This is a genomic window from Noviherbaspirillum album, assembly GCF_035916955.1.
In the GTDB taxonomy this organism is placed as follows: domain Bacteria; phylum Pseudomonadota; class Gammaproteobacteria; order Burkholderiales; family Burkholderiaceae_D; genus Noviherbaspirillum; species Noviherbaspirillum album.
Window position 1 is genome coordinate 193987 of record NZ_JAWIIV010000002.1, and the last position, 23807, is coordinate 217793.

The 23807-nt window shown below is 56.5% G+C and carries 27 protein-coding genes and 1 pseudogene; 19 read left to right on the forward strand and 9 right to left on the reverse strand.

Annotated elements, in window-relative coordinates; all coding sequences use genetic code 11:
- Positions 1-238: 238 nt before the first annotated feature.
- Together RY831_RS03690 and RY831_RS03695 are read left to right on the forward strand one after the other, a co-directional pair.
- Positions 239-1048 (forward strand): IS5 family transposase, encoded by an 810-nt coding sequence (locus tag RY831_RS03690; protein ID WP_326504985.1) that lies wholly within the window; start codon positions 239-241, stop codon positions 1046-1048.
- Positions 1049-1107: 59 nt separating this feature from the next.
- Positions 1108-3318 carry an ATP-binding protein gene (locus tag RY831_RS03695; protein ID WP_326504986.1) on the forward strand — a complete coding sequence of 737 codons (2211 nt, stop codon included), beginning with the start codon at positions 1108-1110 and terminating at the stop codon, positions 3316-3318.
- Between the two features lie 453 nt (positions 3319-3771).
- On the opposite strand, the gene RY831_RS03700 is transcribed toward RY831_RS03695, so the two are convergent.
- Positions 3772-4683, reverse strand: a complete 912-nt coding sequence (locus RY831_RS03700) for a LysR family transcriptional regulator (protein WP_326504987.1) — start codon at positions 4681-4683, stop codon at positions 3772-3774.
- Positions 4684-4791: 108 nt separating this feature from the next.
- On the opposite strand from RY831_RS03700, the gene RY831_RS03705 reads away from it, so the two are divergent.
- From RY831_RS03705 to RY831_RS03745, 9 genes and pseudogenes are all read left to right on the forward strand, one after another.
- Positions 4792-6012, forward strand: a complete 1221-nt coding sequence (locus RY831_RS03705; protein ID WP_437126207.1) for an MFS transporter — start codon at positions 4792-4794, stop codon at positions 6010-6012.
- Positions 6013-6041: 29 nt separating this feature from the next.
- Positions 6042-6221 (forward strand): annotated as a pseudogene (locus RY831_RS03710) (NAD(P)-dependent alcohol dehydrogenase); the annotation flags it as partial.
- Between the two features lie 526 nt (positions 6222-6747).
- Positions 6748-7239 carry a DUF6644 family protein gene (locus RY831_RS03715; RefSeq protein ID WP_326504988.1) on the forward strand — a complete coding sequence of 164 codons (492 nt, stop codon included), beginning with the start codon at positions 6748-6750 and terminating at the stop codon, positions 7237-7239.
- Between the two features lie 49 nt (positions 7240-7288).
- Positions 7289-8338: an NAD(P)-dependent alcohol dehydrogenase gene (locus tag RY831_RS03720; RefSeq protein ID WP_326504989.1), complete on the forward strand. Its 1050-nt coding sequence runs from the start codon at positions 7289-7291 to the stop codon at positions 8336-8338.
- Between the two features lie 25 nt (positions 8339-8363).
- Complete coding sequence (locus RY831_RS03725; RefSeq protein ID WP_326504990.1) at positions 8364-9470, forward strand: alpha/beta hydrolase; 1107 nt, start codon at positions 8364-8366, stop codon at positions 9468-9470.
- A 60-nt stretch (positions 9471-9530) separates the two neighbouring features.
- A complete protein-coding gene (locus tag RY831_RS03730) occupies positions 9531-10637 on the forward strand; it encodes an MBL fold metallo-hydrolase (RefSeq protein WP_326504991.1) in 1107 nt (368 codons plus the stop codon).
- A 233-nt stretch (positions 10638-10870) separates the two neighbouring features.
- Positions 10871-11365: a (R)-mandelonitrile lyase gene (locus tag RY831_RS03735; protein WP_326504992.1), complete on the forward strand. Its 495-nt coding sequence runs from the start codon at positions 10871-10873 to the stop codon at positions 11363-11365.
- Positions 11343-12122 (forward strand): carboxymuconolactone decarboxylase family protein, encoded by a 780-nt coding sequence (locus tag RY831_RS03740; protein WP_326505182.1) that lies wholly within the window; start codon positions 11343-11345, stop codon positions 12120-12122. Before RY831_RS03735 ends, RY831_RS03740 begins: the two co-directional genes overlap by 23 nt.
- 138 nt (positions 12123-12260) lie before the next feature.
- Positions 12261-12602 (forward strand): cyclophilin-like fold protein, encoded by a 342-nt coding sequence (locus RY831_RS03745; protein ID WP_326504993.1) that lies wholly within the window; start codon positions 12261-12263, stop codon positions 12600-12602.
- A gap of 216 nt (positions 12603-12818) precedes the next feature.
- Here RY831_RS03745 and RY831_RS03750 read toward each other — a convergent pair whose 3' ends face one another.
- The 8 genes from RY831_RS03750 to RY831_RS03780 form a co-directional block, all read right to left on the reverse strand.
- Positions 12819-13370, reverse strand: a complete 552-nt coding sequence (locus RY831_RS03750; RefSeq protein WP_326504994.1) for a hypothetical protein — start codon at positions 13368-13370, stop codon at positions 12819-12821.
- A 103-nt stretch (positions 13371-13473) separates the two neighbouring features.
- On the reverse strand, positions 13474-13995 hold the full coding sequence (locus RY831_RS03755; protein ID WP_326504995.1) for a tetratricopeptide repeat protein: 522 nt from the start codon (positions 13993-13995) through the stop codon (positions 13474-13476).
- A 19-nt stretch (positions 13996-14014) separates the two neighbouring features.
- The gene (locus RY831_RS33195; protein ID WP_367576080.1) at positions 14015-14206 is read right to left on the reverse strand and encodes a helicase C-terminal domain-containing protein; all 192 of its coding nucleotides are present in this window, start codon (positions 14204-14206) and stop codon (positions 14015-14017) included.
- Positions 14149-14940 (reverse strand): helicase C-terminal domain-containing protein, encoded by a 792-nt coding sequence (locus RY831_RS03760; protein WP_326504996.1) that lies wholly within the window; start codon positions 14938-14940, stop codon positions 14149-14151. Before RY831_RS03760 ends, RY831_RS33195 begins: the two co-directional genes overlap by 58 nt.
- Before the next feature lie 33 nt (positions 14941-14973).
- Complete coding sequence (gene iscB, locus RY831_RS03765; RefSeq protein WP_326504997.1) at positions 14974-16281, reverse strand: RNA-guided endonuclease IscB; 1308 nt, start codon at positions 16279-16281, stop codon at positions 14974-14976.
- Positions 16282-16542: 261 nt separating this feature from the next.
- On the reverse strand, positions 16543-17226 hold the full coding sequence (locus RY831_RS03770; protein ID WP_326504998.1) for an ATP-dependent DNA helicase DinG: 684 nt from the start codon (positions 17224-17226) through the stop codon (positions 16543-16545).
- Positions 17220-17468 (reverse strand): hypothetical protein, encoded by a 249-nt coding sequence (locus RY831_RS03775; protein ID WP_326504999.1) that lies wholly within the window; start codon positions 17466-17468, stop codon positions 17220-17222. Before RY831_RS03775 ends, RY831_RS03770 begins: the two co-directional genes overlap by 7 nt.
- A gap of 447 nt (positions 17469-17915) precedes the next feature.
- Positions 17916-18218, reverse strand: coding sequence for a hypothetical protein (locus tag RY831_RS03780; RefSeq protein ID WP_326505000.1), 303 nt, complete (start codon positions 18216-18218; stop codon positions 17916-17918).
- 66 nt (positions 18219-18284) lie between these two features.
- On the opposite strand from RY831_RS03780, the gene RY831_RS03785 reads away from it, so the two are divergent.
- The 8 genes from RY831_RS03785 (at position 18285) to RY831_RS03820 (ending at position 23746) form a co-directional block, all read left to right on the forward strand.
- The gene (locus RY831_RS03785) at positions 18285-18602 is read left to right on the forward strand and encodes a hypothetical protein (protein ID WP_326505001.1); all 318 of its coding nucleotides are present in this window, start codon (positions 18285-18287) and stop codon (positions 18600-18602) included.
- A 480-nt stretch (positions 18603-19082) separates the two neighbouring features.
- Entirely contained in the window at positions 19083-19274 is a 192-nt protein-coding gene (locus RY831_RS03790; protein WP_326505002.1) for a hypothetical protein, read from the forward strand.
- A 355-nt stretch (positions 19275-19629) separates the two neighbouring features.
- Positions 19630-20085, forward strand: a complete 456-nt coding sequence (locus RY831_RS03795) for a hypothetical protein (RefSeq protein WP_326505003.1) — start codon at positions 19630-19632, stop codon at positions 20083-20085.
- A 230-nt stretch (positions 20086-20315) separates the two neighbouring features.
- Positions 20316-21002, forward strand: a complete 687-nt coding sequence (locus RY831_RS03800) for a hypothetical protein (RefSeq protein ID WP_326505004.1) — start codon at positions 20316-20318, stop codon at positions 21000-21002.
- A 162-nt stretch (positions 21003-21164) separates the two neighbouring features.
- Positions 21165-21455: a hypothetical protein gene (locus RY831_RS03805; RefSeq protein WP_326505005.1), complete on the forward strand. Its 291-nt coding sequence runs from the start codon at positions 21165-21167 to the stop codon at positions 21453-21455.
- A gap of 30 nt (positions 21456-21485) precedes the next feature.
- Complete coding sequence (locus RY831_RS03810) at positions 21486-21791, forward strand: hypothetical protein (RefSeq protein WP_326505006.1); 306 nt, start codon at positions 21486-21488, stop codon at positions 21789-21791.
- 182 nt (positions 21792-21973) lie between these two features.
- Positions 21974-22999 (forward strand): IS110 family RNA-guided transposase, encoded by a 1026-nt coding sequence (locus RY831_RS03815; RefSeq protein ID WP_326505007.1) that lies wholly within the window; start codon positions 21974-21976, stop codon positions 22997-22999.
- 531 nt (positions 23000-23530) lie between these two features.
- Entirely contained in the window at positions 23531-23746 is a 216-nt protein-coding gene (locus RY831_RS03820) for a hypothetical protein (RefSeq protein WP_326505008.1), read from the forward strand.
- Positions 23747-23807: the final 61 nt, after the last annotated feature.

Genomic DNA, 23807 nt, shown 5'->3' on the forward strand with positions numbered 1-23807 from the left:
TTCGGCCAGTGAAGCCTTTGTCGAACGCTATTGTACTGGTATGAGAGTTGCGCGGTTCCAATGCCCTCACGGGCAGTTTCAAGGTATCAGGGCGCCTACTTTCGAAAGCGGGAGTTTCATGAATAAAGCCTCCAATATCTGAACCAGCAACAATGTTATTTTTATGCAACAATTCAAGATTATTATGATTGCTAGAGGCTGTTATGAACTAATGAAATAGCAACAAGTCCATGGCGGCATGACTGTCAGAAAACCGTATCCAAGCGACGTGCAAGATGAAGAATGGGACTTCGTTGCACCCTATCTATCGTTACTGCCATTGGACGCAGCGCAACGTGAGCATTCATTGCGCGAGGTGTTCAATGCCCTACGCTGGCTGGTGAGAAGCGGCGCGCCATGGCGCATGTTGCCGCATGATTTTCCACCCTGGTACACCGTGTATCAACAGACGCAGCGCTGGATCAAGGCAGGTTGCTTCGAAGCGATAGCGCATGATCTGCGCTCCCTGTTGCGTTTGGCTGCCGGACGCGAACCGGCACCGACAGCCACTATCCTCGATAGCCGAACGATCCAATCGACACCGGAAAGTGGTGCACGGGCCGGCTATGACGGCGCAAAACGCCGTAAAGGATCGAAGGTCCATGCGGCGGTTGATACCTTGGGTCATTTGCTGGCACTGCATGTCACGCCGGCTAACAAACAAGATCGGGATCAGGTGGCACACCTGGCCCAGAGCGTACAGGAAGCGACCAATCTTAACGTCGAGATCGCTTATGTTGATCAAGGCTACACCGGTGAAGCCGCAGCAGAACAGGCGCAGGACTTTTGCATGGAGTTGGTGGTGGTCAAGCATACTGAAGCTAAGAAGGGCTTCGTGCTGCTGCCACGGCGATGGGTGGTAGAGCGCAGCTTTGCTTGGGCGGCACGCTTCCGAAGGCTGGCACGCGATTATGAGCGCATGGCAGAGACGTTAGCTGGACTTCACTATGTTGCCTTCGTCTGCCTCATGCTCAGCAAAACCATGTCCATCTTCGGCCTTAGTTCATAACAGGCTCTAATCTCCTTCCTTGGAAGCGTCTCTGATCCTTCCCTATACGAGCAACTTACATGAATGTACGATCCCATCTTGGGTTGCTGGTGCTTGCCGTTTTGCTGCCTGTAGTCCTATTTTCAGCTGTAGTGCTCAATTTTCTTATTGCAGCCGAAAGGGAGGCGGTCCTTAGGGGCATGCAGGAAGCGGCAAGAGCCACCGTCCTCGTTATGGACAGAGAAATGGCTGCTGCTATGGCCGTGGCCCAATCCCTTGGTACCTCGCGCACTCTCGCGAAGGGAGATTTTGAGGATTTTTACCAACAGGCCAAAACGGCAAATGCCGGCAGTATGGTGAATCTGGCGCTGATTGATGAGTCCGGCCATCAACTACTTAATACTGCAGCCCCATTTGGTGCCGTGATTCCGCCACCAACCGACATTACAAAAGAACGCGTACGCAACGTATTCGCCAATAAAAAGCCTAGCTACACCAGTTTGCTCAAAGGCAGAGCCACCAAAAAATATGTGGTGGCCGCGGAATTTCCTGTTCAGATCAATGACGGGAGACGATTTCTCATCAATCAATGGATGTTTTCCAGCCACTTAAACGATCTGATCCCGTCGCAGAACATTCCAAAAACCTGGGTGATCTCGGTGTTCGACCGAGAAGGCATTACGATTGCTAGAAATGCAAGAACTGACGAATACGTTGGAAACCCGCCGATGGAGAAGCAGAGAGACATGATTGTGTCCGGCTTCGAGGGGATATCACAGGGCTACATCCGCGATGGTATTAAAGTGTATGGAGCATGGACACGATCGCCTGTGACTGGATGGACGGTCGGTGTTGGGGTTCCTGCTGCGGAAATCCAATACGCGGCCGTGCGATCAGTGGCTTTGACCGCGGTTGGGTTTATCGTCGCGATTCTTTTTGCGGTGACAGGGGCGATTCTGTTTAGCCGGCGGCTGGTTGGTGCGATTGAAAAAGCTTCGCGATCAGCCGGCTTACTAGGTCAACGTCAAGTGCCGCCCATCGAAGATCTGCGTGTCGCCGAAATGAACCAATTGCAGATGGCATTGCATAAAGCCGGCAATCTTCTGCTTCAAAGTGAGACCGCAAGGGTGCGCCATCTCGAGGAAGCAGAACAAGCCCGCGCAGTCGCTGAAAAAGCACAGGCGGTCGCTGAAGAGCAAAACAAGGCAAAGGATGACTTCTTGGCCATGCTAGGCCATGAATTACGTAACCCTTTGGCCGCAATATCCTCCGGGGTTACGCTGCTTAATATGCCGAACGTTGACGCTGAGCGTTCAATGAAAGCGAAAGGGATCATTGCGCGTCAGACCAACCATCTGAGCCATCTTGTCGATGAGTTACTCGACGCCCATCGCATCCTGAGTGGCAAGATAACGTTGACCAAAACTGCCATTGATCTTCAGGCTGCGGTGCAAAGTTGCCTGTCGGCTTTTGAAGCGCGCGGTGCAACTAGTGCGCATCATATGCGTGTCGAGTTATCACCGGCAATCATTGAAGCTGACGCGACTCGCCTTGAACAAATGATTAGCAACCTTATTGAAAATGCTCTCAAGTACACGCAAGAAGGCGGCTCAATTAAAGTTTCGGTCAAGGCGCAGGAAGGCCTTGCGATCTTCGCCGTCGAGGATACTGGTGTCGGTATTCCCCCAGAGCTGCTTTCCCGAGCAGTCGAAGTATTTGTTCAGGGGAAGGTCATCAACCGATCAAAAGGTGGCTTGGGCATTGGTCTTGCAGTAGTGAATTCTCTAGCGAAACAGCATGGCGCGACCTTAGTTGCAGAAAGCCCGGGCATCAACCAAGGTAGCGTGTTCTCGATCCGATTTCCGTTAGCAGAACAGTCTTCAGTTCACCCTGATGCACCGAAGTCCGTTCAACGCTCGAAAGCAGGCAAAATCATAGTGATAGAGGACAACCGCGATGTGCGTGAAATGATGTGCGCAATGCTTGGTGAATATGGATTTGAGATCATCAGTGCAGAAAACGGCCAGAGCGGCATCGAAAACGCATATGCAAATCTGCCAGACGTCGCGCTGGTGGATATCGACCTTCCAGATATGTCTGGATACGAGGTCGCGTCTCAACTCAGGAAGGATTTACGGACTGCCAAGATGCGATTAGTTGCGATCACGGGATATGGACAGCCTTCTGATCGGGAAAAAGCCCTTACCAGCGGATTCGACCTTCATTTGAAAAAGCCGGTAGTAATTGAGGACTTGATTGCGGCGCTAAATACTACCGTCAATCCCGGTTAAGGTCTTTGAAAAGCCAAGTCATGGTGAAATGACACAGAGACGATCTCAGCAATTAACTTGCGTTAATAATGGCAAGGCAAGGATGCGGTTTCGATGAGGGTTTCAATGCGCCGCTGGTCCGAAATGAAGCTACATATTATTACTACTCGTTTTCCCCAGAGAGCAAACCCACGATGTCCGGTTTCGGTCAAGGCCGTGTGAAAATTCACAACTATCCATGCTCCCCAGAGTGCTCCCGCGCCTAGGGCGGTATACGGACAAGTGGCAGCTTTGTGGAAAGGGCTATGGCGGCTTGGGGTCGCATGCGGCATATCCCGCCCGGCCTGGCACCGTCCTGATAGTGGTCAATAGCCGCCGACCGCCCGAAAGCGATCTACTGCCGGGCCCGACCAATACCGGTCGTTCTGGAAGCTGTGCCTACAGCTCTTTTCTCACGGGGTCCTTCTGGGCAGCTTAAGAACTCGCTCCAAGCTCGCCCCTATACCTCACCGCGTCGACAAATGCCGAAAAGGCCGGGGAAGTTTGGCGCCTGTGCGGGTAGTACAAGTGAAAACCCTGGAAATATGGACACCAGTCAGCCAGCACTTCCTTGAGGCGTCCGTCAGCTAGGTAGGGCGCGGCAAGCGCTTCGGGCACGTAGGCCAATCCGATGCCGTCCAGTGCGCCGTTAAGCATATGAACAACACTGTTGAAGACGAGTTGTCCTTCGCCCTTGACGGTAAACGCCTTGCCATTCCTTTCGAATTCCCAAGCGTAGATAGCCCCGGACGGCCTATGCCGGATATTGACGCAGGTGTGATTGGTTAGCTCATAAGGCGTGACGGGCGGGGGACAACGTTCAAAATAGGCCGGGGACCCAACCACCGCCAGGCGCCAATCGGGGCTGATGCGAACGGCGATCATGTCTTTGCTGATTGCTTCGCCCAAGCGTATGCCAGCGTCGAATCGCTCTTGGACAATGTTTGTGAACCCGTAGTCGACGAAGAGCTCCAGGGTGATGTCCGGATAGTTTTTCAGGAACGACGCCAGCACCGGCCTCAAATACAGTTCGATTACATCATCAGTACAAGTGATCCGGATCGTTCCGGCAGGTTTTTCACGCAATTCTCCAAGCGCCTCAACCTCGGCAGCAATCTGATCGAAAAGCGGTGCGATTGAACGCATCAGTCTCTCACCTGCCTCTGTCGGCGCCACATTTCTGGTCGTGCGTGCCAGCAGGCGCACGCCGAGCCTTTCCTCGAGAGCCCTGATCGTATGGCTCAGGGCGGACGGCGTGATGTCCAGCCTGGCTGCGGCCTTAGTAAAGCTCTGTTCCCGCGCCACTACCAGAAAAGCTTGCAAATCGTTAACTTTTGTTTGTGCCATTGCTGAATTTTTTTCACAACCACATCAAGATTGTACCGGCTTATCACCCCTATACGGGCAAGCGACAATTCAGGACATGGAAACAACATCTCCGAGAAGCAGACATTTATGACCGAACATGTTCTTGACTCCCGGGGTAACGTCCTTGCTCGTCAAGGCACCGGAGATCGCCAAGCTTTCTGGGCGGGTGTTTTCTCGATGACGTTGTGCGTCTTCGCACTGATCGCCTCGGAATTCATGCCTGTGAGCCTGCTGACTCCGCTTGCCGCCGACCTCCACGTCAGCGAAGGCCTGGCAGGCTATGGCATTGCCATATCCGGCGCCTTCGCGGTGCTGACCAGTCTTTCTATCTCGACAATCGCCGGCTCAATGAACCGTAAGACGCTACTCCTGCTGTTGACGGGACTGATGTGCGTCTCGGGACTGATCGTCGGCCTGTCCTCCAACTATGTGGTGTACATGATTGGCCGCGCGCTGATCGGTGTAGTGATCGGTGGCTTCTGGTCGATGTCGGCGGCGACAGCCATGCGGTTGGTGCCGTCCCAAAGCGTGCCCAAGGCGCTGGCCATCTTCAACGGCGGCAACGCACTGGCGACCGTGGTGGCCGCCCCACTGGGAAGCTATCTCGGCGGAATCATCGGTTGGCGTGGTGCTTTTCTCTGCCTGGTGCCGCTCACGCTAATCGCGTTGGCCTGGCAATGGATCAGCTTGCCGTCCATGAAGGCCACGCCGCGCGTGACAGCCTCCACGAATGTCTTCAGCCTGCTGAAAAGCCCCTTGGTCGCTGTGGGCATGCTGGCGGTCGGTGTTTTCTTCATGGGCCAGTTCATGCTGTTCACCTATGTCAGGCCCTTCCTGGAAACCGTCACCGGCGTAGATGTGCGCATGCTCTCGATGATCCTTTTAACGCTCGGCATCGCTGGCTTTGCCGGCACGGCGCTTATCGGTGGATTTCTGAAAGCGGGCTTGTACCGGACTCTGATCGCTATCCCGCTCATCATGGCCGCCATCGCCTTGGCCTTGATCGCCTTCGGCAAGTCGACCTCCGCCGCCTTTGTGCTGCTCGGCTTATGGGGATTGGTGGCAACGGCCGCCCCCGTCGGATGGTGGGCATGGCTGGCCAAATCGCTGCCACGAGACGCAGAGGCCGGCGGCGGTCTGATGGTGGCCGCAGTCCAGCTTTCCATCGCCTTGGGTTCGAGCATCGGCGGCGTGCTGTTCGATGGGATCGGTTATCTAGCCACGTTCGTAGCGAGCGCCACCTTGCTGCTGATCGCGGCGGTCCTTGCTTACCTGACCGCGCGGATCGAGCGGACGCATTGCGCCTGATTTCCTATCAACAAACAATGAGGATTTCAATGACAGTCAAAGCCTACGGTGCCAACACGGCAACGGCCCCACTGCAAGCCATGGACATCACTCGTCGTGCGCCTGGCACGCATACCGTGCAGATCGACATTGCCTTTTGCGCCGTATGCCATTCGGACATCCATCAAGTGCGCGCCGAACGGGCTGGTACCCTATATCGCCGTTTGCCACCCCTCGCAAGGCTTGCGATGGTAGCGTCGTTTTTCCTGGCCTTGCTGCCGACAATCCCAGCGTTCGCGCATCATGGTTGGGCCGCCTTCGAGACTGATCACCTTATTTACATTGCCGGAACAGTCTCATCGCAGGGTGTTTGGGGTAATCCGCACTCGCAATTCGATGTGACCCTGGCTCGCAACCCGCCTGCCCAGACGCCCAAGCTGGCGATTCCCGAGCAGTTGCAAGATCCCCAAGACAGTATCCGGGTCACTGCGGCTCCCTCATACAAAGGCCCTCACCAAAAGCTAGAGGTCATCATTGCACCGCCGGCCTGGTCGGGCAGATGGGGCTTGGGGCGTGCGCTGAAAATCGGGGAGCGCTTCCAGGCGGTCGGCTACATCAATCGGACAGATGACGGCCTGTTCCGCCCGGTTGTGTTCTGGTATGGAGAGGATGCCGTACCGGTCAACCAAGTGCTCGGCAACACGCTCCCGTTTCGCGCACCACTGCTGAACTCTGGACGGAATTGAGCTGCTGCGTATGCCCGATTTGTTCAACGCGTGGTTGATGCTGTTGCAGGACTCTGCACTCGGCGAGACGGTACGGAATGCCCAATACCTTTATCCCGTGCTTGAGTCCATCCACATCCTTGGGATCGCGCTCCTTGTTGGCCCAGCTTTCACTTTCGATCTCCGACTGTTGGGAACCGGGCATCGCATCGTGTCTGTAACCACAGCCGCGCACTGTCTGCTGCCCGTCTCCCATATAGGTCTGGCCATAGTCGCGACCACAGGCATCGCACTGCTCAGTGCACAGGCAATCGTGGTTGCGGCTGCCGACGCTGCGCCGTGGAAATTCGGACTCATCGTTGTTGCCGGCATCAACGTCCTGGTGTTCCACAAAGGCATCTACCGGAAGGTGGCGGATTGGGATTTGGATGCCCTTCCTCCGCTGCTAGCGAAGGTTTCCGCACTGGTTTCGGCTTTCGTATGGACGGGAGTCATCGTCACGGGCCGCTTTTTGGCGTACTAACTTTGGCAAGTACCCCGAGCCCATGTCTACTCAATCTAAGGAATCACACATGACAGTCAAAGCCTACGGCGCCTACGCCGGCGACAAGCCCCTCGAATCCATGGACATTACCCGGCGCGCCCCCGGCGCGCACGACGTGCAGATCGACATCGCCTACTGCGGCGTGTGCCACTCCGACATCCACCAGGTTCGGGCCGAGTGGGCGGGCACGTCTTATCCCTGCGTGCCCGGCCACGAGATCGTGGGCCGCGTGTCTGCGGTGGGCGTGCATGTGCTGGGCTTCATGCCCGGTGATCTGGTCGGCATCGGCTGCATCGTAGATAGCTGCAAGCACTGCGCCGAGTGCGACGAGGGGCTCGAGAACTACTGCGACGGCATGGTCGGCACCTACAACGGCCCCACGTCCGACGCGCCGGGCCACACACTAGGCGGCTATTCGCAACAAATCGTCGTGCATGAACGCTACGTGCTGCGCATACGCCACCCCGAGGAGCAACTGGCCGCCGTCGCACCACTTCTGTGTGCCGGCATTACCACTTGGTCCCCGCTGCGCCTATGGAAGATTGGGCCAGGCCGGAAAGTTGGCGTGGTCGGCATCGGCGGATTGGGTCACATGGGCATCAAGCTTGCGCGCGCACTAGGCGCGCATGTAGTGGCGTTCACCACATCTGAATCCAAGCGCGCGGCGGCCTTGGCTCTGGGTGCGCATGAGGTCGCCGTCTCGCGTCACGTCGAGGAAATGAGTCTGCACGCCAATAGCCTTGACCTGATCCTGAATACCGTGGCGGCTCCACATGACCTCGATGCCTTCCTGGCGCTGCTCAAACGTGACGGCACGATGACGCTGGTGGGCGCACCGGCGTCACCACATCCTTCGCCGCAGGTGTTCAACTTGATCATGAAACGCCGCAGCCTGGCCGGTTCGATGATCGGGGGCATGCCAGAGACGCAGGAGATGCTGGATTTCTGCGCAGAGCACGGCATCGTGGCGGACATCGAGCTGATCCGGGCCGACGAAATCAATAAAGCCTACGAGCGGATGCTGAAGGGCGAAGTGAAATATCGATTCGTAATCGATAACGCAACCCTTGCCGCTTGAATATGAACCAACAGGAGAAATAAACATGAGCACTCAGAATGAAACTGGCAACGCCATGGCAATTCAGGACTCGCCTGACGCGCGACGCCGCAACCTGCTGAAAATGACGGGCCTCAGCATCGCCACGTTGAGTGTCGCGTCCGTGGCTGCAGCGCAGCCTTCCGCGCGGTCGACAAAACAAATGACGGACAAATGGGATAAAACTTTCGCCAAAAGCGACAAGGTTGACCACAAAAAGGTCAGCTTCAAAAACCGCTACGGCATTACGTTGGCGGCTGACCTGTACCAGCCAAAGAATGCCAGCGGCAGGCTGGCGGCACTCGTCATCAGCGGCCCGTTCGGCGCGGTGAAGGAGCAGTCGTCGGGGCTCTATGCCCAAACGATGGCGGAACGGGGATTCATTACGCTGGCGTTCGATCCGTCTTATACGGGGGAAAGCGGCGGCGAGCCGCGCAATGTCGCATCACCGGACATTAACACTGAGGACTTCAGCGCGGCGGTGGACTATATCGGATTGCTGCCTTTCGTTGACCGCGGGCGTATCGGCGTCATCGGCATTTGTGGCTGGGGCGGGATGGCGCTAAGTGCCGTTGCGGTCGACAAACGCGTCAGGGCCGTCGCGGTAAGCACCATGTACGACATGACGCGCGTCATGTCCAAGGGCTACAACGACAGCGTGACTCCGGAGCAGCGTGCGCAAACGCTGGAGCAACTGAGCCGGCAGCGTTGGCAGGATGTGGAAAAAGGCGGTCCGTCCTATGGACCGGTCATGAATGAGCTCAAAGGTGGAGAACCGCAATTCCTGGTGGACTACCACGATTACTACCGGACGCAGCGCGGCTTCCATCGGCGGGCGATCAACTCAAACGGCTCGTGGACGCAAACAACACCGCTGCCGTTCATGAACATGCCGATTCTGACGTACATCGCCGAAATTTCTCCACGCCCGGTCCTGTTTATCCATGGTGAGAAAGCGCATTCGCGCTATTTCAGCGAAACCGCCTATGCGGCTGCGGCGGAACCGAAGGAACTGATGATTATCCCGGGGGCCAGCCACACTGACCTGTACGACCGCGTTGATGTGATCCCCTTCGATAAACTAACTTCCTTCTTCCGCGCGTACTTGGCGTAGTGACGCGCCAACTGGGGTGGGCGACCACGCCCACCCCTATAAATTCTAGTGGGAAATAACATGAAACGACTTTTGATGTCGGTGATGGTCATGGCGTGCGCACTCGTTGTCAGCGCCTGCGCCTACCTTTACCGTCCGCTTGGGCAGTTGCCTGAGGGCGAACGGTTGGAGGCAGTGCAAGCGTCACCTCACTACCGGAACGGCGTGTTCCAAAACGAGGTGGCCTCTCCGCCGCGTCCTGGGGGCTTTGCCTTCATCTGGGCAGTATTCAAGGGTCGTTTCGAGCCCAGGGACCGACCGACGCCGCCCGTGCCGCTGCCCTCCGTCAAGACAGACTTGGCCTCATTGCCTCGTGACCGGGACACGGTAATTTGGCTAGGTCATTCCTCGTACTATGTGCAGCTCAGTGGCAAGCGCCTGCTGATTGACCCTGTCTTCAGCGATTACGCGGCGCCACTGCCATGGATGGTCCGCGCCTTTGACGGCACCAGTCCCTACGCTGTCGAGAACATGCCGGACATCGACGTCATCCTGATCACCCACGATCACTACGACCATCTTGACTACGCGAGCATGAAGGGGCTGGAGCCGAGGACTGGGCTGGTCGTGACAGGGCTGGGAAACGGTGCGCATCTGGCGCTCTGGGGCTACCCGCCTGAAAAGATCCGGGAAGCCGATTGGCATGCGAGCGTGGATGTTGCGCCTGGCCTGAAAGTGCACGTATTGCCGGCGCAGCACTACTCCGGCCGCTTTATGAAACGCAACCAGAGCCTTTGGGTCAGCTTCGCCCTCGAGACCAACCAGCGACGGTTGTATTTCAGCGGCGACACGGGCTTTGGTCCGCACTTTGCTGATATCGCCAAACGCTTCGGCAGCTTCGACCTGGCAGCGCTCGATGCGGGCCAGTACAACGAGCGGTGGGCCGACATCCACATGAACCCCGAAGAAGCATCCCGCGCGGCGGAGCTGCTGGGAGCTCGCACGCTTCTGACAGCACACGCAGGGCGCTTTACCCTGGCGCGACATGCCTGGGATGAGCCGTTCAAGCGGGCGGCCACAGCGAGCCAGGGCAAGAGCTACCGGCTGCTGACGCCGCGTATCGGTGAGCCAGTCCAACTCGGCGAGCCCGAGCAGCAGTTCTCGCAATGGTGGGCCGGACTCGACTAGCAGTGCGGGGTATCGCGGCCAGCCGGCTCTTTCACCCGGTGAGACTGGCGCGGCAGGATCAGGCCTCAGCCTATGCGACAGCTTGCAAAGCAGACCTGCGGTGAGCAGCCCACCCGCGCCAAAGCTTCTATCAAGCGTAATGTCGTTCCCCAAGGGCCGCTTGGGGAACGACGGAAGTAGCGTTTCCTCGATTCCCTTATCGAAGGGAGCCAATTTTTGAAAGGATGAATGTCATGCGTTTTCCGCTTTTAAGCATCACTTTGTACATCGCCGCGCTTCAGCCGGCCTTAGTGGGGGCCGCTGAGGCAAGTGGTGCTTCCCCCGCCGTCCAGCAAATCACGCGTGCTGGAAGCCAGCCTTCAGCCGCGGGTCCGGCCGCCAACTTTACTGGCCAGGTTCGTGTAGACATGGTTTGGCCGGCGGATGACGGTATCAACGCTTCCGGCGCGCTGGTCACGTTCGAGCCCGGGGCGCGCTCGGCCTGGCACACGCATCCGGCAGGGCAGCGCCTGGTGGTCGTCTCAGGCATGGGGCTCACTCAGGAATGGGGTAAGCCAGTGCAGGAAATCCGCCCCGGAGACGTGGTGTGGTGCCCGCCCGGCGTCAAGCATTGGCATGGCGCCGCGCCAAAGACCGCCATGACCCATCTGGCAGTCACCGGTACGAAGGATGGCAAAAATGTTGAATGGATGGAGAAAGTCAGTGATGACCAGTACAACAGCCGCTAAGCGCCGCATGGCCAGCGTACTTGCCATCGCTCTACTTGGCCTGACGACTGTGCTTTGCCAAGCTGATCCGACCACCTCGACATCCTCAGATGGGACACAAACACAAACCATCTCCGAGAAGCTCTCGGCCCGGCAGCAGGCCATCGTCCCCATTGCAGCCTTTGCCGCCGCAGGCGATATACCCCGTTTAAGCGCCGCGTTGCACCAAGGGCTGGATGCAGGCTTGACAGTAAGTGACACCACGGAAGTATTGGTGCAGGTATATGCCTACGCCGGTTTCCCGCGCAGCCTGAACGCTCTTGGCGAACTCATGAAGGTGCTGGAGGCGCGTAGGCAGCGAGGCATCCAGGATGCACCTGGGCGTGCTCCAAGCCGTCCCATCCCGACGGGTGAGGCACTTCGTGCTGCTGGTACCGCCAATCAGACGAAGCTAGTAGGGCAACCCGTCCAAGGGCCGCTGTTCGATTTCGCGCCTGCCATCGACGAGTATCTCAAGACCCACCTGTTTGGCGACATCTTCGAGCGCGACAACTTGGACTGGAAAAGCCGCGAATTGGCGACCGTTGGCATGCTGTCCGCGCTACCAGGCGCAGAGGCGCAATTGCAATCGCACATGCGCATCAGCATGAACGTGGGCCTGACGGTCAACCAATTGGACCAGCTCGTACAGGTGCTGGCTGAGCGTGTCGGCACTAATAACGCAACACGCGCGCGCATAGCACTGAAGCAAATGCTAGCCACTTCCTCCAAACGATAAATGAACCGCCATTGCGGAATTCTGCCCCTGCGCGGACTGAGTTTGTTACTTGGAATGCTAGTGGCCGGCGCTTGCCAAGCCAGAGAGCCCTCCATGTCCAGTTCCGTCGGGGGCTCTCAGAAACCCAAGGAGTCACGTATGTGGATGACCATCAACGAACGTCGCTTTGCCATCACCCTTGCCGACAACAATACCGCGCGTGCATTTTCCGCACAATTGCCGCTGACGCTGCACATGGAAGAGCTTAACGGCAACGAGAAGCATGCCAAGTTGCCGACATCGCTGCACATTAATGCGAGCCGGCCGGGAATCATCCGTAGTGGCGATCTTATGCTCTATGGCGCGGACACTCTCGTCGTCTTTTATTCGACTTTCAACTCCATGTATTCCTACACTCGCATCGGTCGAGTGGACGACACTGCCGACCTGGCCCAGGCACTTGGGCCGGGAAGTGCGCGAATTACTTTTTCCAGGCAGTAGATTGCCGGTTAGCGAGTACCGTGCATGCGGGGCGAATGGCTGCTTTTCGGAATCGTCTACTTCCGCTTTGGGTCGATTGCCGGCAATTGAGTAAAGATCCTCACCGTTCCGGCTGGAGACGTTGCCGAACATGGTGCGGATCAGGCCCCGAATGCGCACTTGGTAATTGGCCGATTCGCGGAGCTTACAAGGCCATGCTAACCGCTGCGTCAGGCTTTATGTGGACGGGAGAAGGCCGAGCTGCCAATGATTCATGAAACCAATATAGAAACCAATGGGCACTAGATAGGGCCAGGAATACAAGGCGATCCGCAGATCGGCACGGGAAGGTAAAAAACATAAAAAGACTGGTGCGAGTGCAGCAGCCAATCCCGCATCAAGCCATCCGAAGGTAAGGCCTGAGCGGGTGCGCCAGTACGCAACCAGGATTGGCACGGTGACCGTCAACAGTGGCGCCAAGCCGACAAACACTGCATTCCACCAGCGGATATTGTTGAAGCCCACGCTGCCAAGGACCCATTGATCACCCTGACGGCGAGGAATGATTGAGAAACTGCTTGGACGTGCACGGGTGAGCACGCCGGCGATCAGATGGGCGACTTCATGCAGTAGCACACCTGAGAGGTAGAACAGCAAGAACATCGAATGGCGCTGTGCCAGCCGATGGAAAACGGCCGCCATCACGATTGATGGCACAAGATAAAGTATCAAGTCCGAGTGCCCGCAGATCAGCGCTGGTGCATAGTCTTGGCAGGTTGGATTCGGCATGCAAAAAAGCTAAAAGGTGTCCACGTGTATACCAACGTGGTTGGTTCGCCCCTCTATTTATACCTTATTTCCATGCAACAAGAATAGCAAGTGCAGGTGCGCTTCAGGATTCGTCTGGCGGCCGCATTCGAGCAGAATGCTTTCTCATTTCGTTGATGCCCTTCGCCTTGAGGAGCTTGGCTAAGTCGGTGGAGCTGAAATGCTTGCCGATCACGTCGGGCGCCTGAAAAACCAGATCGGCGAGCCATTCCAATGCGGCTTCATGGCCAGCGGTTGCGGCTAGGTAGAGCCAATAAGCCGCTTCCTCAGGGTTCGGCTCAACCCCTCCGCCCGTAGCGAGCGCCAAGCCCAACAGGGCCTGTGCGTCCACATAGCCCCGGACAGCGGCCTGGCGGTACCAGAGAGCCGCCTCTGCGTCGCTCTGCTCTACGCCACCACGACCGGTACTATAGAGCGCCGCCAAGGCCGCCATCGCCTCCGGATTTCCCCGCTCGCTTTCTGTCTTCAAGATGCCGAGCACGGTAGCCGTATCTTCAGCCTCCACTGCGGTGAGGAAATCCCTCCTGGGCAGTTTGTCCGGCTTATCGATGCCGAGCAGTTTTTTCAGCCATTGCGTCAGTTTCATGTTCCGCTTCCTTGTTATTTTAGGCGATGACTTCTTTGCCCATGGCCATGATTCGGAACGGTGGCAGTCCACGCAGGATGAGGCGGCCAAAGCGCGTCGTCCAAAGCCGGGTATCGAGCACCACGACACGGCCGTTGTCAGATTCGGTGCGGATCAGACGGCCAACCCGCTGCTCCAGCTTCCGCGCGGCGTCCGGCACTGAGAGCTGCATGAAGGAATTCCCGCCGCGGCGATCAATCCATTCGGAATGCGTCCCAGAACGGGGTTATCTGGCGCCGGAAACGGCAACTTGGTGATGATCAGCACCGTGCAGTACTTGCCGACCAGGTCGACACCTTCCGAAAAACTCTCCATCCCAAAGATGACCGACGGTTCGCCGCGGTCGATTCGATCGCGATGCGTGTCAAGGATCTTTGTCTTTGACGTCTCGCCTTGCACCTGTACCAGCTGGCGCAGGGCCGGCGGGAGCTGCCGCGCCACTTCGTCCATCTGCCGGTGAGACGTGAAGAGCACTAGCATGCCTTCGCCGGTTAGCCGAGCCATCTCGTCAGACACAGTCGTCACGACATCGCCGGTATGCGCTGTAACGTCCTTTGGAGACGCCTTGGGTGGCGGAATGACCAGCAACCCTTGTGTGCTGTAGTCGAACGGGGAGGGCACGTCCGCACAAGCCGTGTCCGGGAAGTGAACAAGGCCGGTGCGCGCCAGAAAATCGTCGAAGTTGCCGAGCGTGGTGATGGTCGCCGAGCATAAGGTGGCGCCGGCCGCGCGCTCCCACAACAGCGACTTCAGATAGCCTGATGCAACGACCGGACTGGCGCAAATCTGTAGCTCCACGCCATTACGTGACCGGTGAGGAATGGCTTCGACCCATTTGGCGATCGGCGCCGCGTCCAGCGACGGCTCATCAAGGAAAAGCGTCCAGGTGTTGAAAGCTTCCTCCACTCGTCTTGTATAAAAACCGATGTCATTCTTCGCTTACATAATGCTATCCATGTTGAAAGAATATCCGTACCCGTCGGCTCGCTGCACCATTGTGCAATGTCGGTAGCTGATTCCCTGAACCACCTCTTTTCCGAGCTGAATATTGAAGTATCCAGACGCGCGAACTGCAACGCGGCCGACATAGGTTCCGGCCTTTTTCCCGCTTGGCACAGAAGCGCGCACCATGTCACCTGTTTGGAAGCCGCGTACCGATTTCTTGCGCATCAGGAATCCTCGCGGCAAGCCGTACTTGTCAGTTCTGGTGCGTTGGTACGATCCTCGGCCAGCAGCTCTGATAGCGAGCGTTGGCCTCGTCCAACCTGCTACCGATTCCATCTTTCCAACGCAAACCGCGTCCAGCGCATGCGTCTTCGGTACACCGAGCCGAATCCGGTTGTACTTGGTTCGTCCGCCTGATGCGGCCTCCACCGGCAAGCCAGTCGACTTCAAGCTGTTGAGTAGCGCCCACCGTGTCGTATTGACCGTTGCTGCATCTTTTAGCGGGCGTTTCACGTGCGCTAGAATCCGCGCCAGTCGCGCCGGCTCCTTTTTCAGGAACTCGCGAATATCCTTCGCCGCTTTTTTCTGGTTGCAAGGCTGACAAGCAAGACCAAGGTTGCTGGATCGGTTGCTACCACCATTGGCTCGGGCATGGATATGCTCGACTTGCAGTGGGACATTTTCCTTGTCGCAGTAGATGCACTTGCGACCCCACTTCTCAAGCAGGTACTCGCGTAGTTCGTAGCCGGCTAATGTGCCTTGCTGATAATCGACGCCGTCGATGTCTGGATTTTCCATTGCCTGCATGTCAAAGCGGACTAGCTCGGTACTGAGCGCTGTGACCGGCGCCCAACGGCAGATCCGCTTAACCCATGCCACCGTGGTCTCCACCCGATGTTGAAGCGACGGTGCCAGCCATCCTGCCGGCCTCTTGCGATTCAAAAACCGCGGTGCGCGATAACGAGTCTTGCGGCCGCGACGTGCGCGCCGCATGCTGCGACGTGCCGTCAGCGCTTCGGAAATTTGGCGACCACGGTGAATCACTTCAAACAGATTCATTACTACCGCTACGCCGTCATCCTTCTCCCGCACAAGCGCCATGCCGGTGATTTTGCTACCCGGGTCCAGCTTGAGTCGTAGCGGCTGTAATGCACAAGAGTCGACGGTGCAGTCGATGAGCCGGATTGCGAACGGCAGTACGCGGTGCACGCGCGCACGGCCTCGTTCGAGAAGGAGCCTCGCCCGTTTCTCAGTGCATGGCATTACCGGCTTGCCATATCGATCCAACACGAAAACTGCCACGCTTTCTCCTAGTTCAAATCTTTGCCCTTACGGGCCTTGTTACGGCATCTTTCGATGCTCTCTCCTCGACCATGTTATAACGCAGCTTAGGGAGTTATCCCTTATGGCAGACCGTTTCGTGCGTACCCTATGCTTGTCTGCTCCTGCCACTTTCAGAGCTTTGGACTGAAGAAGCATCCAAAGGTGAGTCTTATACTTCGTTACAACGTAGTAGCGATATTCTGCTCCTAGGTCTGGTCAACCAAGCTCGCTAGTTTCCTTTCAAGCTCCGGCCTTCAGGCCGGGGTAGTTGACCTGAGCGCACGTCTTGTAGTTCGGGCAGCGGCGAGACAGGCAGCCATGGCGATCTGTGGTGATGGTGGACCACTGGGCATCGTCGATCCGCTCGATGGTGTCCCGATCGCCATCCCATTGGCCGGACTCGAAGTCTTTGAGCAGGGTCTCGTAGACTCCGATGTGCCCATCCGGCGCGTCTTCTGTTGCGTTCCCGGGGAACATGCCTAGCTGTCGCATGTCTTCGATGACGCGGCGCAGCTTGTGCTCGCAGACGAAGCGGGTGCGTCCCTTGGCCAGCTCGTATTTCATGTGGACGCCTGCGGCCGGCAGGAAAAGCGGCAGATCCTTGCGTACCAGCTGCTCCTGCAGGGCGACAGTCGAGCTCGAAATGACGAGCTTTTTCTCCCGGCGCCGTGCGATCAATGCTCCTGGAAGCACATAGGCTAAGCTCTTCCCGATGCCGGTGCCGCCGTTGACGCAGACGAACGTGCTGCCGGTGTTGACTGGCGATTTATCCTTGTCGCTTTTGCCCTGTTGGCTGGCGGCGAAGGCGCGAGCTACCTCGGCGATCATGACACGCTGTCCCGGCCGCGCCTTGAAGGCTGGCATGACGCCGGCGATCTTGGCCAGGCTGCCGCGGATCTCCTGCTTGATGTCATCGGTCAGCATGGCATGTCCACACGATTGGCTGTTGCGAGGAGCGCGGCACCTGGAATGGTATGGACGAAGCTGCCGTCGACATATTGCTGCTGGTCGTCCAGAGGCATCGTCTGGGAGAAGCCGAGCGCGAAATCCAGAACCGGGCTTCCCGAATCGAAGTTTGCGTCGTTGAGGATCTTGAACAGGGCCTTGTGTGCCAGTTCAGGATTGTCGGTGTCCATCAGGATGAATGCCTGCATAACGATTGCCATAGCGTTGCTCGTTCCATGTAATGTCTGCGCGAGATGGCGCCGACGGGGTTTCATGAGAACTAGGCTACCGAGGTGACCCCAGCGTTTCTGGAATTTCTGTGGACAGGAGCAGAGGAAGGGAATGCACCCAATTTCGGGCTTTTGCAAAAACAGTGACGACGGTGTCTTGCGTGGACGGCAAGTTTTAGATACGATAGAAACGTTTCTGGTCGTCCTCCTTGCCTAAGGACCTGTTTGCTGGTCTTCAGTTTAGATCTTCCTACCGATCCTTCACTGGGTCACGGTCCTAGCAGTTGTTCGCTACCGACCCGCTACCGTTGGAGTTCGTCTCCGACACCCGTCTTAGGACGGCACAATCTAGGCGCTCCTTGACGCGTTTTGCCACGCCGAGAGCTACCGATCGGAATTCGCTACCCGGTCAAGCCGACTGGTGAAGTCCCTGCGACTTCACCTCGTTGGCCATCCTGACACTTCAATTTCCGGAAATGAGGTCGCTTCGGCGATGTGGTTTCCATCACTGCTGACTGCCATTTTGGCTGTTGGCTTTCCCAACCGGGAGTATTTCATTCCGGTTCGGGATGGCGTACTCCCTTTTTCATTTGGAGTTTCGCCATGATCAAAGGTATTGCTGTTGTCCTGCTTCTCTCTCTCACTCAAGTTATCCCTGGGCTTAGCTTGTTGAGCAGCGGTGAAAAAGCCGTCGACACCTATCACAGCCGTATCGCGAAGGCCGTCGGAGAGTAAAGCCATTCATTTCATCGGAGCCTAGCCCGCTCCGATGGAGAGGGTGGGCCGACATTTTTAGTGAGGTCTACCATGCGTTCTATTTCTCGTTTTGTGTTTGCTGCAGTCCTGCTCGGCCTGGTCGCCACTGGTGCCCGCGCTGAGGAGGAGCTTAGTCTGGCAGATGTTATGCAAGCTCAGCGGCAAGAGTGCAGTTCCCTGTCTCAACAGGAATTGCTCGACAAAGGTGTGGACTGCCCCAAGGCAGCCAAACCCGCGAGCGGCACCGTCGGCATCATCGCTGGCGCCGTCTCTTTTGCAGCCCTGGCAGTATCTGTTTTCACTAACACCCCGACAGCTACGCTCGGCTGGATCAGCGTATCGGTCGGAGCAGACCAAGTCGGAAAATAGCAGGTAGGGATCGGAGATTCCAGCGAGAGCTGGGATGTTCCCCTTATGGGATCTGGGAACAGTGCCCATACGGGAACGTCCCAGTCACCCAAAGGAGTCAATGATGCCTGCCAATCAAAACGTGCAATCCTTTCTCAAAGCCGTCTGCGACAAGAAGGGCCTTCGCTTTGCAGTAGATCTTCACACTGCGCTGCAAGAAGGACGCGACGACAATGAAGCAAGGACTATGTTGCGGGACGCTCTGACAGCTATCAATCGTAGCTCGAGGAAGCGTCATGACCGATCGGAGAAATCCGGTCAACCACAGGCGCGGTTAGCCTGATGGCGCGATCACTGCATGATTGGCATTACAGGATCAAGACTTCGCACGCGCGAAAACTTATTCCACAGTTGTCCAGCTGCTCTATCGCTGGGCAGTCCCCCACGGGAGATTCATCTCCCCGCAGGGGAGGTGCGTTTCCTCTTACCAGGAGAAACACCATGTTGAAGAAGCTCGGGTTTGGCTGTATGGCCTTACCGATTGTTCTGTTCTGGACCGCAAGCGACCCTCATGGGGTAGCAAGCCTTCAGGACAAAGCAATAGCAAGTGCAGTCTGGGTAGCCTTGGGGCTTGGTTTCATCGCCCTGGCCGCCGCAGTCAAAGCCGTTAGCACCGGTCGCACCGCGTCGTAAGACGTCGGTAATTTTCACCCCTTCGGGACTCATCCTCCCGTTGGGGCGGTGGGTCCCTTCTTTTTTGGAGATCCACGATGCGTATCGCAATGCAAGCGTCACTTGGCCGCGTTAATAATGTCACCTTGTTTGCTCTCCGTCGTGCACGGAAAGCAGTGCAGTACTTCAAGGATGATCCGGACCGTTTCGTCGTCTGCAGCGCCGCTGTTCTGAGCGTTGCAGCCTACGTAGTGTTCTGAATCACGCCTTACCCCCGTGCCCCTGCCTCGTTGCAGGGGCATTTTTCTAGTGATGTCCGTCATGGATTGCTAGAAAAATGCTACGCGCACGATCAAATCTGGATAATGTGAAGGTTATGAGTACAGATCCATCCATTGTTGGCTCCTTTGAGCCGCTCACCCGCTCGATCGACGGTCCTTTTACCAGCGTCGTGGTGGTAGGCTTTGACAGCGTGACCGACGTCATCCAGTCCCTTGCGGAATGCAGCAAGCCGGTGTTGCCGACCCATATTGATTACCTCGTTGAGGCGATCGAGCTGGAGCGAGAGTACCTCTGGCACCGCATCGACTTCCGTAGCCCGGCGGCGCCGCCCTATCCGGAACTGACCTCCTCCGAGCTGAAGTGGGTGGGCGATCTGTTCGGAATCGAAAATGCGATATGTGTCGTCGTCGCTAACAACCAGGGCGACATCGCAATAGGCCGGAGTTACTTCTGCACGGAACAGACTAGGCTCGAGAGGGCCTATGAGAAGTTGATGGTCCATGCCGATGCGCTTCGCATGCTGGCGCCGCCTGGCACTACACGGTTTTGAGTTTCTGGCCACTTGTGGTCCGTTCTTTACTGGTTTCGGCGTTATGAAATCTTTCTCCATTACAGACCATCCTGGTCTGTGAGAACCCGACACGCAGGATTCGTCCTGGTCGTGTCAGGCACTTGAATCGCACCGTCATCCGACGGCCGCGGTGAATCATTTATCAACCCGCGCGGGCGCAACCATCCCGCTCGGGTGGTTGTTCCGTGCATCACTCTGGAGCAACATAAATGACATCTACATATCGTGACATGACAGGCGTTCTCGCCCTCGAATGCATCACTCCCGTCATCAAGGCCTTGTTCGGTTCGTATAGCCTAGATGACACCTATCCCGGTATCGGCAAAGGCAAAGTCTTCGTTGCCTGTATCGCGGAAAGCAGTGATGTCACGTGGTCGTCCATGCTGGACCGTCTGCGGGACCTTGCCGCGCAACGTCAGGTGACCCTTGGCGAAGGCGAAGAGGAAGGCGTAGAAGAATATCTCTACGCTCTGGCCGCGCACTTCGGTGCTGGCCGTGACGGTTTCCTCAACGCTGTGATCGAAAACATCGACCTGGCCGGCAATGCCGATCTGGAAGTGCTTTTCGATCTAGCGATTGGCTTCGACGATGGCCATGGCCTGAAGTCGAATGCCACTGAGGCAGCCTGGCACTGTGATCGGCCCCGACTCGGGGAGTTTGGCGGCTATGGTGAATTTTGCGGCCGCCATGCATTCGTCGGGTTGTCGTCTTCCGACGCTGTCATTCTGGGCGGTGCCTTGGACTCCGCACTTGAGGCCGGGGACATCGACCAGGCAGCGAAATGCATTCTGGACAAGGTGGAGATCTTCCTATCTGGAATTGCCGACGCCGGCGCGCAGGATGCGGTTCGCAAGACACTTTGCGATCAGCTGATGGCAGGAGCAGATCTGTTTTAAGTCACATATGAAACGACGCAAGTATTGGTCGCGCGAGAATCGTGCTGGATCCCCAGCACGGTGAACGATGCCGTAGGTTGGCATCGCATTTAACCCGGCCGGGTTCGTCCCCGCCGGGGGCGGATTCCGGCATTTCAATGAAAGGCAGTAGCAATGAGAGGCTTGGATATCCGCGTCAACATGGCGCTCGTAAGAGTGCATGCCGTAATTCATCCGGATGCAAACCCTGATGTGAGCAACGAAAGGGTGGTGGACCTGCTGTGGGAGGCGAAGTCGCTCGGCTTGTCCGACGCTGACGCTGGCCACTCTCAGCCGCCACCGATGTTTGTTGGCGAGGCCGAACTCACCCATTGGTGGGAGGACGGGCAGGGGCTTGCCGCATCTCTTGAGGAGATGCGGCTTTGCTCAAGCTGTCACGATGGAACAGGGCATCCCTGTCCGATTCACGGTTAATCGACTTCAATTGCAAAAGGAGAATTTGGTATGTCACAGCATTTCTGCACCACCACGATGGGTAACAAGGCAGTTGAGGTCCTGATGGGATGGGATCGCCCGCTTCAAGGGTTCTTCATGGTCATTCACGACCTGGAGGCGCCTGTCGAAGAAGACGGTCTGATTTATTCGAACCTGGACGAACGTGACCCGCATCCGAAGGTTCTCGATCCGTTCACGGAGAAGCTGGCGGAGCTCGGTATCCGGGTTCCTACCGCGATGGTCGAAGAGGTGAAGGATGACCAGCTGTGGAATGTAGGCAACAAAATGCGTCGCCATGAGATGCAGGCAGCCTGACGTCAGCGTCAGAGCGGCCCGCCGCGTAAATCTCGCATCTAGCGAGGTGCCAGAAGCCTAGCGCTTCTGTAATCAAAAGCCCACCAATGACCATTACGGTCACGGTGGGCTAATGAGATGGTCACCCTCCACCCTATCAGCGACTACCCTGATAGGGTGTTTTTACCCGAGAGGAGATCATCATGGAAAGCGTCGCACTTATCGGTATTGACCTAGGCAAATACTCTTTCCATCTTCATGGACAGGACGCGCATGGCAAGGCAATCTTGCGTAAAAAGTGCACCCGTAAGCAGCTCATTACCTTTCTCGCCACGTTTCATCCCTGCACTGTCGTCATGGAAGCCTGTGCAGGTGCCCACTATATGGCACGCCAATTGATTGCGTTCGGGCATCAGGTCAAGCTCATCAATCCCCAGTTTGTTCGCCCCTTTGTCAAGGGGAACAAGAATGACTTCATCGACGCAGAGGCAATTTGCGAGGCTGCGTCTCGTCCCAACATGCGATTCGTTACACCAAGGACCGAAGCGCAACAGATCCTCAGTGCGCTGCATCGTGTCAGAGAGTCGCTCGTGCGCGATCGAGTCAAGGCATCTAACCAAATCCATGCGTTCCTGCTGGAGTTTGGGATCAGTCTTCCCGTTGGTCCCACAGCCATTAAACAACTTCCTTCCGTACTGGCAGAACAATCCCTGCCAGCACGGCTAGTATCCGTCCTTACTCGTCTGCATGCGCATTACAAGTATCTAGTAGAGCAGATTGCCGAAGTCGAGAAGGAGCTGGTGAGGCAATTACAGGAAGATGACCTAGGGCAGCGTCTGTTAGTAGTGCCTGGCATAGGGCCAATTACTGCCAGCCTCTTATCAGCTGAGCTAGGCGATGGCAAACAGTACGGCTGCGGGCGAGACTTCGCCGCGTCATTAGGATTAGTGCCACGCCAATACAGTACTGGTGGACGAGCCAATCTGCTTGGAATTAGCAAACGCGGCAACAAGACCCTGCGACGCCTGTTGGTGCAATGTGCCAGATCATACATGCAGCGCTTAGACAAGCAGACCGGATTAATGTCTGACTGGGTGCGCACAATGTTAACACGACGGCATTGCAATGTTGTGGCCTGTGCATTGGCTAATAAATTTGCACGTACGGTTTGGGCGCTAGCCTTTCGGCATACTGAATTCCGTCTTAATCAGGCGCCTCTAGCAGCCTGAAAGACAAGCGTTAAAGTAGCGAAGAACCCACCTGGTTTTGCGACCGTAGAAATTGGATGACGTGAACGGCATAACGGCCTGAAAGACAACCTCAAAGATAAGATGGCCTCCGAGGCCGTTGGGCTTTTTAGGAATTTCAGGCGCGACTCTCATCGTGGCGCGGGGAATGATTCCCTGTTTTTGACGCCGGATAGATTTAAGCAAGCCAACCACAAAACCCAAAATCTACCCTTGCGAAAAGGAGGGTGACCATAGATTTAAGCAAGCCAACCACAAAACCCAAAATCTACCCTTGCGAAAAGGAGGGTGACCATAGATTTTTTCATTTGTGCTTGGTCGGGATTCCCATGTCGTCAAACGGTTCGGAACGCTGATATTAGGGCTGTAATCTCTTGGTGGAGTCCATAAGACCGCTGGCAACAAGATAATACAAGCATAAGAAATTTTGTTGCGTTAAGGAAACCATGTGGTCATAATTGACTGGAGGCTGTAGGCAGTAACCCATCGCATCTAATGGGTACTGATAGCTACTTGATCGAAGCGCAAAATATAAGGACTGGAATCATGGGGTTTTGGGATATCGCTGGAAAAATAGGAAGAGGTGCTGCAGAACTCGCGGTTGATATCGCCAAGGAATTGCCATCGGTCGCAGCTCGGCAAGCTCAGCAAATACTAGATTCTGGAAAGTCTATATCAAGTGAACAGAAGCAAAAACTTCAGGATGTAATTGATAAGGCTAAAAGGTAAGACCTCCACATACGATCAATACAGCATGCGTTCCAAGCGTGCTATTTCTCTAATTGTTGGA